Here is a 12,123-nt window from a genome sequence, read left to right on the forward strand (position 1 = left end):
ATGCGTAGCGTTCTCTCCGCCCTGCAGACCCGACGCTGGCTGGTCCTTGGGGTAATCTGCCTGACGTTCATCGCCGGGTGTATGATCGTGCGTGGCCTTCCCGTGGAGGCCGTGCCCGACATTTCGCCCCGGCAGGTGCTCGTTTCTGTTGTTGCTCCGGGCCTTGCTACGGAAGAAGTCGAACGGCTGATCACCTTTCCAATCGAGGCCAGCATGGCGGGTATCCCGGAAATGACCGATCTCCGTTCGGTCTCCCGCTCCGGGGTCTCGGTCGTTTACATCCAGTTCGCGGATGAGACAGATATCAATCTCGATCGCGCCCGTGTGGAAGAACGGATTCAGCAGGCGAGAGGCATGATATCCGTGCCGGGGGTCAGCGTGAACATCGGGCCGCTCGCGACAGGCCTTGGTGAAATCATGCAGTTGCAGATCAAAGGCGATGGCTATTCGCTGATGGATCTGAACCGCCTGATGACGTGGACTGTCGCGCCTCAACTGAAGCTGATTCCAGGCGTCGTGGACGTGAACGTAAATGGCGGCGCCGAACAGACGTTTCAGGTCGCTCTCGATCAGGCACGTCTCCTTGCACTCGGTGTGTCGGTCGATGACGTTTTCCGGGCGGTGGACGGTAACAACTCCGCATCGGGCGGCGGCTGGATCGAGCATGGAGAGGAACAGCAGATCGTTGTCGGACGCGGCCTGATTAGCTCGCTTGATGACTTTGGGTCCATTCCCGTCCGAACCAACGCCAACGGTTCGGCAATCTTTCTGCGGGATGCCGGACGCATTTCCATGGGGCCGCGAACACGGCTTGGCGCCGTCACGCGGGATGGTCAGGGTGAAATCGTCATAGGCGTCATCATGATGCGCATGGGAGCGAGTTCCGACGCCACGTTAGCCGCCATCGACGCGGCACTTCCCGGCATTCGTCAGTCTCTTCCCAAAGGTGTGACGCTTGATCCTTATTACGTGCGTTCGACCCTGACAGACAGCACCATCAGGACCGTGAAGGAAAATCTTGTTGTTGGAGCACTCCTGGTCATCAGTGTCCTGATCGTGGTCATCGGTGACTGGCGGGCGTCTCTGGTTATTGCGTCCGTCATCCCGTTTGCACTCGTCTGTGCGATGGCAGGAATGCGATGGTTCGGCATTTCCGCCAATCTGCTCAGCCTCGGCGCCATCGACTTCGGCATGATCGTCGACAGTTCTCTGGTCGTGGTGGAAAACCTCATGACCCATCGTGCGCGCGACCGGGCCAGCGGACAGAATACGCCGCTGGCTACCCTCGTGGTCTCGGCGGCCACCGAAGTGCTCCGGCCCGTGAGTTTCGGCATTCTTGTCATTGTGATGGTCTATCTGCCGATCCTGACATTGCAGGATATCGAGGGCAAGATGTTCCGGCCCATGGCGCAGACAGTCATCATGGCCCTGCTGGCCTCACTGCTCTACTGTGTAGTCGGGATACCGGTGATTGCAGCTCTGGTGATGAAGTCTTCTGGCCGCCATGAAGATACCCGTCTGGTTGCCTTTCTTCGTCGTGGTTACGGTCCCCTACTGAACTGGTGCGAAAACCGGCCACGGACCCTGTTTGGCACGACTTTAGCGATTTTTGCATTTTCTGTCTGGGTTGGTCTGCATCTGGGTGGCGAGTTCATTCCGTCTCTCGACGAGGGCGCCCTGACGGTGACGACGACGCGACTGCCCGGCATTTCACTGCCCGAAGCTCTAAAAGAAGTCAGCCTTCAGGAGCGTATCCTACGCCGGTTTTCCGAGGTCACCAGCGTTGTCAGCAATACGGGAACATCGGCCATTCCTACCGATCCGATGGGGGTTAACGAGACAGACAGTTTCATCTTTCTGAAGCCGCCATCACAGTGGACCACGGCGCATACACAGGAGGGGCTCGTCACGGCGATGAGTCAGGTGCTCGGCACTGAACTACCCGGAATGGAACAGTCATGGAGCCAGCCCGTGCAGATGCGGATGGATGATCTCCTGTCCGGTGTCAGGACCCAGATTGCCGTCTCGATCTATGGCGATGATCTCGCTACGCTGGTGCGTCTGGGGGACAGGGTCGCGAGCGTCATGAAAACCATTCCCGGCGCGGCTGACGTGGCTCCACAGGGAGACGGTACCGTTGCTTTCATCCATATCGACATTGATCGTCGGAAGGCGGCGCGGCTGGGTATTTCCCAGCAGGAGCTTCTGAACATGGTTGAAGCGGTCGGCGGTCATATTGGACGGCCCGTCACGGTCGGTAACGCCCTGATCAGCACGCAGGTCCGTTTCGATCCTGCCCAGGCTGGCACCCGCGACCAGATCGCCCGTCTGAGGATACGCCGCGCCGATGGGCGGGGGGCGGTTCTGCTTTCAGAGGTCGCTAAGGTCACGGTGCAGGACGGTCCTCCCCGTATCAGCCGGGACAATATCCGCCGTCGTCTGATTGTGCAGGCCAATGTGCGCGGACGTGACCTCAGCTCCTTCGTTGCAGCGGCGCAGAAGGCGGTCAGCAGAAAAGTCATCCTGCCTCCCGGTTATCGCATCGTGTGGGCGGGTCAGTTCCAGAATCTGCGCTCGGCCATGGCCCGTCTGGGAGTTGTCGTGCCGATTGCTTTGGTGTTGATTTTTGCCCTGCTCGTTATCGCGCTGAATTCCGTCTGGTTGGCTGGGCTTGTTTTCGTCAATCTGCCAGTTGCTGCGACAGGTGGTATTCTGGCTCTCGCTCTGCGTGGCCTGCCATTCAGTGTCTCGGCCGGGATCGGATTTATTGCCCTGTTCGGTGTGGCTGTGCTGAACGGCGTGGTACTTATCACCGCCATAAATTCCCTGCGTGTAGCAGGCCGGGAAGCTGCACGTGCCGCGTATGAAGCCGCGGAAGAGCGTTTCCGTCCGGTCATGGCGACGGCTCTGGTCGCCAGTCTGGGTTTTATCCCCATGGCGGTCTCAACCAGTGCTGGCGCCGAGGTCGAGCGCCCGCTGGCTACGGTCGTCATCGGTGGTCTGATCTCCTCGACACTTCTGACGCTTCTTGTGCTGCCCTCCCTGTACGCGCGTGTTATGAAAAATCGTATTTCATGAAAATCCTGATTATCGAAGATGAACCCGCCCTGGGCTCGGCGGTAAGAGACCGCGTTCGCCAGGCAGGACATGTCGTCGACTGGTTTAAAACCATAACCGATGCTCGTGCGGCCCTGATCGCCTCTTCTTATGATTTCCTGCTTTTGGATCTTGGTCTTCCAGACGGTAATGGTCGGGATCTACTGCGGGAAATCCGGCGGGACTGTTCGTCTCTGGCCATCCTGATCACCACAGCTCAGGACCAGGTCAGTGACAGGATAGCGGGGCTATCAGAAGGTGCGGATGATTATATTGTCAAACCTTATGATCTCGATGAACTCGTTGCTCGCATCGACGCTGTTGCCAGGCGTTACGCGGCGTTGCCAGACAACGAGGTCATCATTGATACTATCAGGATCGACCTCTCGCGCCGTCAGCTTGAACGTGATGGCCAGACAGTTGATCTATCTGCGCGTGAATGGGCCATTGTCGAACTTCTTGCACGTCGTCCCGGCGCTGTGTGCAGTCGTGAGCAGATTGAAGATGCTCTGTATGGCCTCAGTGACGACGTGGAAAGTAACGCCATTGAAGTTTTCATCAGCAGGATAAGGAAAAAAACTGGACCGGGCCTGATCATTACAGTCAGGGGTAGAGGCTATTGTCTCGCGGAGAATGCGTCCCGATGAAGCGTTGGAGCCTGGCGTCCCGTATCGTGTCTGGGACACTGATCATCGTGCTTGGTGCACTGGTGCTTCTCAGTATTCTTGTTGCGGCCTTTACCCGTTACGAAGTCACGGAGCGTCTCGACAACTCGCTACAGGAAGTGGCCGAACGTCTGGAATTTGTTATCAGTGAGTTGGACAGAACCGATCCGGGTTCCGCCACTCCAGGTGGTCAGATCGCGCAGCTCCCCGGAGTGAACCGGCGGACACTGGCCTACCAGATCACCACGCCGGACGGTCGCCTTGAGGTCAGGTCGCAGAATGCGCCGGAGACGCTGTTCGTACCACGTCTGAAGCCAGGATTTTACAACATCCCGTTATTCAGGGTATATATCGTGCCATCAGCGTCTGGTCGCCATTACATTCTGGTGGGTGAGCCAACTTTTCACAGAAATGAAGCCGTCAGGCGGGCCATTCTGATTTCAGTCCTGCCAATGGTGATCTTTTTCCCTGCGATCTGGCTTCTGGTCCGCTGGCGTGTCCGTCGCGCCATGCGTCCTCTGACCAGCCTTCAGCAGGAAATCAGGAGCCGGGGAGGATCGAATCTGGCCCCTGTTCCGCCACTGGATCTTCCCGAAGAACTTGTGTCCATCCACTCCGCCGTCAATCTCCTGCTGGAACGCCTGAAAATGGCGCTTTCAGCCGAGCGCGCCTTTGCTGCCAATGCAGCGCATGAACTGCGTAATCCGGTGGGTGGGCTTCTTGCCCAGGTTCAGGTTCTCAGAAAACTCCTTATAGGATCGGATTATGAAGAGCGGATAACGACCATCATGCAGCAGGCCCGCAGAATTGGCCGGATGATGGAAAAGTTGCTTCAGCTTTCACGCGCAACATCGGGGATCGCTCTGGCAGGAAACATGTTCGATCTGGTGCCTGTCATTCGCTTTCTCGCAGAAGAACTTGAACGGGAAAAAGACCAACCGATTGAATTTTCGGGATTATCTCATCTCATGATCCAGGGCGATATGGATGCAACAGGCATCCTTTTTCGCAACCTTCTCGAAAACGCTGTTCTTCATGGTACATCTGCACAAGCCGTCAGTGTGGTCATCTCGCAAGATCATAAAGTCCTGATCTGTAATGATTGCGAACCGCTTACATCTGACGTATTGCAGGATATGGAAAAGCCTTTCGTCAGAGGAAAGACAGATGCCGAAGGCAGCGGTCTCGGCATGGCGATCGCGCGGCAGATATCACAGCAACTGCATGCCGATATGACCGTGAGTTCGCCTATTCCAGGAACGACCAGAGGTGTTCTGGTGACAGTTCGATTGCAGATCAGCGAGATCGAGGAGTGCATCTGAACAGACCAGAAACTCTGAGGCTCTATCCATCAAAATCCCGGAAAGAAAATCTTTTTTCTCCATAGTATATGCAGACTCGAGGTCGTGCAGTGCGCCATAAGATTAGGTCGCATCAATTATGACCGTTTGTGGTTCAGCGGATTTTTTCGCTGTCTCGGCAATCATCCGAACAAATATTCCCAGACGCCCCAGCGCTTGCCAAGTATTGCACCAGAATACTGAAGATGAAGTATCCACACCGCGCATTTCACTTTGACCGTAGAGTCCATGCCTGACTTTTCACTACGCAGCTTGTCCCAAAACAATTCCTCCCACTGCACTGATAGCGACCACGACCAGCGGGGGCGCCCGCCAGACTGTCAGTAAAACAAAGCCGACAAGCACAAGCCCGAAATCGCCCGACGATTTGACGGCGCTCGTCCAGACCGGCGTGTACAACGCAGCGCCCAGCAGGCCCACCACAGCGGCATTGACACCTCGCATGATCGCCTGTGCTGCTGGACGACTACGCAAGGAATCCCAGAAGGGTAATACCCCGATGAGGATCAGGATCCCTGGCAGAAAGATGCCGAGCAGAGCCAGGAAGGCACCCGCTACACCGTGGGGTGGCAACTTGACGATCACACCGAGATAGGCGGCAAACGTGAAGAGTGGTCCCGGAACCGCCTGTGCAGCGCCATAACCGGCAAGAAAGGCGTCGTCACTGACCAGACCTGGTGTCACAAAGGCTTCATGGAGCAATGGCAGCACCACATGACCGCCGCCAAACACGAGTGCGCCAGACCGGTAGAAGGCATCGAACAGTGAAAATCCCCCAGGCGCGCCATGGCCTCCGAGAATAGGGAGAGCGAAGAGCAACACCACAAAGACCAGAAGCGCAGCAGCCCCGACACGGCGCGATACGGGCACGGCGACATGTCCGCTGTCCGACGTCGGAAGAGCGCGACAGAACCACAGGCCGACAACGCCCCCGAGGGCAATAGCGCCGATTTGGGCAAAGGGCGAGGTGACAAAAAGAATGATGAGTGCGGCTATCACCGCGATGGAACCACGGACCCGATCCGGACACAGTGTTCGTGCCATGCCCCACACGGCTTGTGCGACGATTGCCACGGCGACGAGCTTCAATCCATGCAAAAGGCCGAGGCCAATCGGCCCCTCGAGTGCGCTCGCGCTATAGGCAAAGAGAACAAGGGCGAACGCCGAAGGCAGAGTAAAGCCGGTCCACGCGGCGACGCCACCAAGATAGCCCGCCCGCATCAGGCCAATGGAAAATCCCACCTGACTGCTCGCCGGGCCGGGCAGAAACTGACAGAGTCCCACGAGATCCGCATAGGCGCGCTCATCAAGCCACCGGCGCCGGACGACAAATTCGTCACGGAAATACCCGATATGCGCGATCGGTCCGCCGAAGCAGGTAACGCCCAGCCTGAGGAAGATGAACAGCACTTCCCATGCTGCGGCTATCCGTTGACGTTCTGGCGCTGCGCCGAAGGGCACGATGGTCATCGGGTTGGCCCCTTTGTCTTCCGGATAGGTGCGAGACAGATATCATGCGCATTTTAAGAGCGTCAGGCTGGCATGATCGACTTCATCAATCACAAAAAGTCTACATAAATCTAGCGAAGAATCGTAATTATCTCTCCCTCAATAAGGCGGAACATAACCCGGTGCTGTCGGATAGGCTGGCGCTGCGGAACCAACGGTCGCAGCAACAACCCCTGCTATAAGGCCGGTCGCTGCGGCCATCAGAAGATACTGTCCGCCTGACTGCATCCAGTAGTAACCCGCGGGAGGTGCCCAGAGTCCCCGCCGCCCGCGCCAGTCACTGACCATCCAGCGCTGCTCACGCGGACCGGAATAATAGTCGCCTCTCTGCCAGTGTTTCATGTGGCCATAGCCATGTCCCCCACCATGATGGTCATGACCACCATGATCATGCTCGCCGCGTGCCCAGGGAGGGTCTGCATAGGCAGCGGAACAGGTCATAAGCAGACTGACTGACAGGAGAGTTGTCGTGAATCGTTTTGTCATAGGCACCTCCATATGAAGTTCAGGAAGAAAGCACGGCCTTACGGCTTTTGTGTGAACAGCCTTGATCTCCACGCAGCAGCATACGTCCTAAAACACCGTCTTTCAGAATGACCTGATGGAAAATCGCCGCCATGCCATGCGCTGTGGCAATCGCGACAATCAACCATGCGTTCCAGTGATGGATGTTTTGAATCCAATGGAGAAGTGGCACGGGGAAGCGAACAAATGGTGTGGGCATCAGGAGGCCGAAAAAACTCATGGCCTGCCCTGCCCCCCATCGCCAGAGGTAGCCGAGCACGATTTCAGCCAGAAGCAGGACATAGAGCGTATATTCCACGCCCAGCGCAAAGAGACGGTCGAGCGGCCGCAGAAGGTCCGATAGATGCCGGCCTTTCGTCAGGCGCCAGGCAATGCGGAACCCCATGATTGCCGTCAGCAGGATACCCGCTGTCAGATGCGCAACGACCATCAGATGGTGAATCGGTTTTGCAGGCCAGCCCCAGCTTTCGCCAAGAGCGAACAGAAACAGCACCAGAAAGGCAGTCGCCCAATGAAGGACGATCGTCGGCCTGTCATAGCGCAGGGTCTGCGTGATATCCGGCATCGCGTCAGGCATGCACCTTCTCCCAGATAATGGTGAAGAAACTGTAGTTCATATCACACCAAACCTGACAGGAACCTGAACAAACAGGAATGATAAATAATAAATTCTATTGAAAATAACTCTCAGTATTAGAATTAATTATTTGTTGTCATGCGGAAATTGAAGACCTATTCGTGAACACAATTCAGATTGCTAACGGATAATCTTATGTCGCGACTTCATCCTCTCGCTGAACGTCATGCTGTCGAGAAACTGGGCTGGTTGCGCGCCGCCGTCCTCGGCGCTAATGATGGAACACTCTCCACCGGAAGCCTGATTGTTGGTGTTGCCAGTTCTCACGCGACACACGGCAGTATCCTCATCGCAGGATTATCCGCGCTTGTGGCTGGCGCCCTCTCCATGGCGGCCGGGGAATATGTTTCGGTCAGCTCCCAGCGGGATTCAGAACAAGCCGACATCGCCCGTGAAAAACAGGAACTGGCCACGGACTGGGACGGAGAAGTGACTGAATTGGCAGGGATCTATCAGCAGCGTGGGCTGGATGCAGATCTCTCCCACAAGGTGGCCGTCGCCCTCATGCAGCATGATGCCATCGGCGCTCATGCCCGAGATGAACTGGGCCTTTCGGAAGCCACAGCGGCCAGACCCATCCAGGCGGCCTTCGCCTCGGCTTCTGCCTTTTCGTCAGGGGCGGTGCTGCCCGTTCTGGCGGCTGTTCTGGCCCCCGTGGCCTGGGTGTCCTGGAGTGTCTCCCTGACATCCGTCGTGGTTCTCGCCGTTCTAGGTATCGTTGGTGCAGTCGCCGGTGGCGCAGCCCCTTTGCGCCCGGCGCTGCGCGTGACGTTCTGGGGTATTATGGCAATGATCGTCACCGGCGGCATCGGACACCTGTTCGGCGTGTAACGCAGAAACAGGTGTCAAGTGAGACCTGTGTAGCGCCCTTGACCCCGCCCAATATATCCATGATAGTTGATATATGGATACCGATTCTGCCATCGCCGCGCTCAATGCCCTCTCGCAGTCTACGCGACTAGAAATTTTTCGTCTGCTGGTGCGCCATGAACCGGACGGCCTGCCTGCCGGTGAAGTCGCCCGTCAGCTCGATCTGCCGCAGAACACCATATCGGCCCATCTCGCCACCCTGACACGCGCTGGCCTGCTGACCTCACAGCGCTACAGCCGACTGATCGTCTATCGCGCCTGCCTGGCACGCCTGCGCGACCTGATGCTTTTCCTGGTTAGGGACTGCTGTGCGGGCAGTCCCGAACTCTGCGCGCCCCTGGTCGCGACCCTGTCCTCCTGCTGTCCGTCCCCGGAATCCTGCCCATGACCATTACGATCTACCACAACCCGGCCTGCGGCACGTCGCGCAACGTGCTGGCGCTGATCCGCAACAGCGGCGAGGAGCCCCGGATCATCGAATATCTGAAAACCCCACCCAGTCGCGCCGAACTGGTCGATCTGATCGGCCGCATGGGGGTACCGGTGCGCGCGATCCTGCGCGAAAAGGGCACGCCCTATCACGAACTCGGCCTTGATGATCCAGCCCTGAGCGACGATGCGCTGATCGACGCCATGATGGCGCATCCGATCCTGATCAACCGGCCCATCGTCATCACCCCGCTCGGTGTCGCGCTCTGCCGCCCGTCCGAGACGGTGCTGGATATCCTTCCTTCTTCGCAGCGTGGCGCATTCTCCAAAGAGGATGGGGAGAAGATCGTGGATGAGGCCGGAAAGCGGATCGTCTGATGCTAGCCCTTGTTATTTTCATTGCCACGCTCGTATTCGTCATCTGGCAGCCGCGCGGTCTGGGCATCGGCTGGAGTGCGATGGCTGGTGCCACTGTTGCCCTGGCGACAGGCGTGATCCACTGGCACGATATCCCCGTCGTCTGGCACATCGTCTGGGACGCGACCTTTACCTTTATCGCACTGATCATCATCTCGCTTCTGCTGGATGAGGCCGGGTTCTTCCACTGGGCCGCCCTGCATGTGGTGCGCTGGGGCAAGGGTCGGGGCCGCACGCTGTTTCCTCTGATCGTGGTGCTGGGTGCGGCCATCGCGGCCGTGTTCGCCAATGATGGCGCGGCCCTGCTGCTCACGCCCATTGTCATCGCCATCCTGACCCAGCTTCGCCTGAGCCCCGCCGCCGCCCTGGCCTTTATCATCGCCACGGGCTTCGTCGCGGATACCACCAGCCTGCCACTGGTGATTTCCAATCTGGTGAACATCGTCAGCGCCAATTTCTTCGGCATTCCGTTTGACCGTTACGCCGCGATCATGGTCCCGGTCGATCTGGCCGCCCTTGGTGCAACACTTGCCGTGCTGTGGCTCTTTTATCGGCGGCAGGTGCCCCAGACCTACCCCGTTACTGAACTGCCCGCACCTGCCACGACCCTTCGTGACCGCCATGTGTTCCGCGCGGCTTTTCCCCTGCTGGCCCTGGTTCTGGCCGCCTATTTCCTGACCGCCCCGCTGCATATCCCGGTCTGTATCGTGGCCTGCCTGGCCGCCGGCACCCTGCTGGGGGTCGCGGGATATGGTGGTGTCATTCCCATCCGCCGCGTGCTGCGCGGTGCGCCGTGGCAGATCGTGATTTTCTCACTGGGCATGTATCTGGTGGTTTACGGGCTGCGTAATGCCGGGCTGACCGATTATCTGGCGACAGCCCTGGTCTGGCTTGGCCACCGAGGGCCGTTTATCGCCACGATCGGCACCGGTTTTGTGGCGGCTATCCTGTCCTCGGTCATGAACAACATGCCCAGTGTGCTGGTCGGCGCACTGGCGATCGGGCAGGCGCAGGACATCACGCCACTGACCCGTGACCTGATGGTTTACGCCAACGTCATCGGCTGCGATCTCGGCCCCAAATTCACCCCGATCGGCAGTCTGGCAACATTGCTGTGGCTGCATGTGCTGGCCTCCAAAAACTATCGGGTCACATGGGGGCAATACATGAAGGTCGGGCTGGTCCTCACGCCGCCCGTCCTACTGATTACGCTTGCTGCGCTCGCCTGCTGGCTGCCCGTCGTGAAACAGCCATGACGATTAAAGGAACCGATGACGCTATGACTGCTCCTGACCTACCTGCCCTTAATTCAGATTATCTTAAGCAGGTCGATTTTGCTCAACTTGAGCCTCAGCCACGTGTTGAGCATCCACCACGTATCCTCCTGCTTTATGGCTCCCTGCGCTCCCGCTCCTTCAGTCGCCTGCTTGTGCTGGAAGCAGAACGTATCCTGAAACTGCTGGGAGCAGAGACGCGAGTGTTCAATCCGACTGGCCTTCCGGTGGCGGACTCAGCACCCGTCACCCATCCCAAGGTTCAGGAACTGCGCGAGCTTTCGATCTGGTCGGAAGGGCAGGTCTGGTGCAGCCCTGAACGACACGGTACCATCACGTCTGTTTTCAAAAACCAGATCGACTGGCTGCCCCTGTCCGAAGGGGCTATTCGTCCGACGCAGGGGCGTACGTTGGCGGTCATGCAGGTCTCCGGCGGATCGCAGAGCTTCAATTCGGTGAATGCCCTACGGGTTCTGGGACGCTGGATGCGGATGTTCGCAATTCCCAACCAGTCCAGCGTGCCGATGGCCTATACGCAATTCGCCGATGATGACCGCATGATACCGTCACCACTCTACGACCGCGTGGTGGATGTCATGGAAGAGCTGATGAAATTTACGTGGCTGCTGCGGGATCGGACCGATTATCTAACCGACCGCTATAGCGAGCGATGCGAAGCTTTCAAACTGCCGGAAAATCTCTGAAAACTGGAAAGATGAGCATCCTATTTTTCCAGCATTTCTTGCGCGATCACCCAAATCGAACAACATTGCCACCATCAACGATCAGTGCATCGCGACGTTCAAGACGGAGCTACCCGAAGACGATCCGGGTCGACCAGGGCTCGGAATTCGTTTCGCGCGATCTGGATCTAGGGGCTTATGTCAACAATGTCACGCTGGACTTCCCCCGACCCGGCAAACCGACGGACAATGCGTTCATTGATACATCACGCGAACGTGAAAACCGACAAAAACGCGCCTGATTACTTTTCCGTTTGTTTCCTATGTGTTTCCTGCGCGAGGAATTGGGCACAAAAAAAGCCACCCTTCTGGGTGGCTTTTCTTTAGTCTTTTCAGACGCTTATTCACTGGTTGCGGGGGCAGGATTTGAACCTGCGGCCTTCAGGTTATGAGCCTGACGAGCTACCGGGCTGCTCCACCCCGCGGGGGTGGTGGTGTGTTTTGTGGGGTGGATCAGGGGACCTGGCGGCGACCGACTTTTCCGCATCTTGAGATGCAGTATCATAGGCGCTGGGGCGTTTCACGGCCGAGTTCGGGATGGGATCGGGTGGAAGTCTCCCGCCATAGCCACCAGGTCTTCTGATCCACCCGACAACT

General features: G+C 57.8%; 11 protein-coding genes, 1 tRNA gene, 1 rRNA gene and 1 pseudogene. 9 read left to right on the top strand and 5 right to left on the bottom strand.

The window, feature by feature from the left end; genetic code table 11:
- From ED655_RS09730 to ED655_RS09740, 3 genes are read left to right on the top strand one after another with little or no spacing between them, the layout of a single operon-like run.
- Nucleotides 1–3,078 carry an efflux RND transporter permease subunit gene (locus ED655_RS09730; RefSeq protein WP_122050006.1) on the top strand — a complete coding sequence of 1,026 codons (3,078 nt, stop codon included), beginning with the start codon at nt 1–3 and terminating at the stop codon, nt 3,076–3,078.
- Nucleotides 3,075–3,743, top strand: coding sequence for a response regulator transcription factor (locus ED655_RS09735; RefSeq protein WP_122049993.1), 669 nt, complete (start codon nt 3,075–3,077; stop codon nt 3,741–3,743). Before ED655_RS09730 ends, ED655_RS09735 begins: the two co-directional genes overlap by 4 nt.
- Nucleotides 3,740–5,083 (top strand): sensor histidine kinase, encoded by a 1,344-nt coding sequence (locus ED655_RS09740; RefSeq protein WP_122049994.1) that lies wholly within the window; start codon nt 3,740–3,742, stop codon nt 5,081–5,083. The genes ED655_RS09735 and ED655_RS09740 overlap by 4 nt, the downstream gene beginning before the upstream one ends.
- 282 nt (nt 5,084–5,365) lie before the next feature.
- Here ED655_RS09740 and chrA read toward each other — a convergent pair whose 3' ends face one another.
- The 3 genes from chrA to ED655_RS09755 all read right to left on the bottom strand — a co-directional run bounded on the left by chrA (nt 5,366) and on the right by ED655_RS09755 (nt 7,733).
- On the bottom strand, nt 5,366–6,592 hold the full coding sequence (chrA, locus tag ED655_RS09745) for a chromate efflux transporter (protein WP_077929758.1): 1,227 nt from the start codon (nt 6,590–6,592) through the stop codon (nt 5,366–5,368).
- A gap of 138 nt (nt 6,593–6,730) precedes the next feature.
- A complete protein-coding gene (locus ED655_RS09750; RefSeq protein WP_240993598.1) occupies nt 6,731–7,117 on the bottom strand; it encodes an RcnB family protein in 387 nt (128 codons plus the stop codon).
- A gap of 19 nt (nt 7,118–7,136) precedes the next feature.
- The gene (locus ED655_RS09755) at nt 7,137–7,733 is read right to left on the bottom strand and encodes a cytochrome b (protein ID WP_077929757.1); all 597 of its coding nucleotides are present in this window, start codon (nt 7,731–7,733) and stop codon (nt 7,137–7,139) included.
- A 195-nt stretch (nt 7,734–7,928) separates the two neighbouring features.
- Here ED655_RS09755 and ED655_RS09760 point away from each other — a divergent pair, with 195 nt between their 5' ends.
- The 6 genes and pseudogenes from ED655_RS09760 to ED655_RS15580 all read left to right on the top strand — a co-directional run.
- On the top strand, nt 7,929–8,624 hold the full coding sequence (locus ED655_RS09760; RefSeq protein WP_077929756.1) for a VIT1/CCC1 transporter family protein: 696 nt from the start codon (nt 7,929–7,931) through the stop codon (nt 8,622–8,624).
- 73 nt (nt 8,625–8,697) lie between these two features.
- Entirely contained in the window at nt 8,698–9,051 is a 354-nt protein-coding gene (locus ED655_RS09765) for an ArsR/SmtB family transcription factor (RefSeq protein WP_077929755.1), read from the top strand.
- Nucleotides 9,048–9,470, top strand: coding sequence for an arsenate reductase (glutaredoxin) (gene arsC / locus ED655_RS09770; RefSeq protein WP_077929754.1), 423 nt, complete (start codon nt 9,048–9,050; stop codon nt 9,468–9,470). The genes ED655_RS09765 and arsC overlap by 4 nt, the downstream gene beginning before the upstream one ends.
- Nucleotides 9,470–10,765 carry an arsenic transporter gene (locus tag ED655_RS09775; RefSeq protein ID WP_077929753.1) on the top strand — a complete coding sequence of 432 codons (1,296 nt, stop codon included), beginning with the start codon at nt 9,470–9,472 and terminating at the stop codon, nt 10,763–10,765. The genes arsC and ED655_RS09775 overlap by 1 nt, the downstream gene beginning before the upstream one ends.
- Nucleotides 10,766–10,788: 23 nt before the next feature.
- Nucleotides 10,789–11,487 carry an arsenical resistance protein ArsH gene (gene arsH, locus ED655_RS09780; protein WP_077929752.1) on the top strand — a complete coding sequence of 233 codons (699 nt, stop codon included), beginning with the start codon at nt 10,789–10,791 and terminating at the stop codon, nt 11,485–11,487.
- A gap of 110 nt (nt 11,488–11,597) precedes the next feature.
- Nucleotides 11,598–11,744: pseudogene (locus ED655_RS15580) on the top strand (IS3 family transposase); the annotation flags it as partial.
- 130 nt (nt 11,745–11,874) lie between these two features.
- Here the strand turns inward: ED655_RS15580 and ED655_RS09790 are convergent.
- Nucleotides 11,875–11,951: transfer RNA gene (locus ED655_RS09790), tRNA-Met, on the bottom strand.
- Nucleotides 11,952–11,986: 35 nt separating this feature from the next.
- Nucleotides 11,987–12,101: ribosomal RNA gene (gene rrf / locus ED655_RS09795) — 5S ribosomal RNA — on the bottom strand.
- Between the last annotated feature and the right edge of the window lie 22 nt (nt 12,102–12,123).

The sequence above is a fragment of the Asaia bogorensis genome, assembly GCF_900465345.1.
Lineage (GTDB): Bacteria > Pseudomonadota > Alphaproteobacteria > Acetobacterales > Acetobacteraceae > Asaia > Asaia bogorensis_A.

Bases quoted from the DNA above. Each gene is read 5' to 3' on its own strand.
- ED655_RS09750 (WP_240993598.1), bottom strand. From the start codon at position 7,117: ATGACAAAACGATTCACGACAACTCTCCTGTCAGTCAGTCTGCTTATG.
- arsC (WP_077929754.1), top strand. From the start codon at position 9,048: ATGACCATTACGATCTACCACAACCCGGCCTGCGGCACGTCGCGCAAC.
- ED655_RS09775 (WP_077929753.1), top strand. From the start codon at position 9,470: ATGCTAGCCCTTGTTATTTTCATTGCCACGCTCGTATTCGTCATCTGG.
- ED655_RS09765 (WP_077929755.1), top strand. From the start codon at position 8,698: ATGGATACCGATTCTGCCATCGCCGCGCTCAATGCCCTCTCGCAGTCT.
- ED655_RS09740 (WP_122049994.1), top strand. From the start codon at position 3,740: ATGAAGCGTTGGAGCCTGGCGTCCCGTATCGTGTCTGGGACACTGATC.
- chrA (WP_077929758.1), bottom strand. From the start codon at position 6,592: ATGACCATCGTGCCCTTCGGCGCAGCGCCAGAACGTCAACGGATAGCC.
- ED655_RS09735 (WP_122049993.1), top strand. From the start codon at position 3,075: ATGAAAATCCTGATTATCGAAGATGAACCCGCCCTGGGCTCGGCGGTA.
- ED655_RS09760 (WP_077929756.1), top strand. From the start codon at position 7,929: ATGTCGCGACTTCATCCTCTCGCTGAACGTCATGCTGTCGAGAAACTG.
- ED655_RS09755 (WP_077929757.1), bottom strand. From the start codon at position 7,733: ATGCCTGACGCGATGCCGGATATCACGCAGACCCTGCGCTATGACAGG.
- arsH (WP_077929752.1), top strand. From the start codon at position 10,789: ATGACTGCTCCTGACCTACCTGCCCTTAATTCAGATTATCTTAAGCAG.
- ED655_RS09730 (WP_122050006.1), top strand. From the start codon at position 1: ATGCGTAGCGTTCTCTCCGCCCTGCAGACCCGACGCTGGCTGGTCCTT.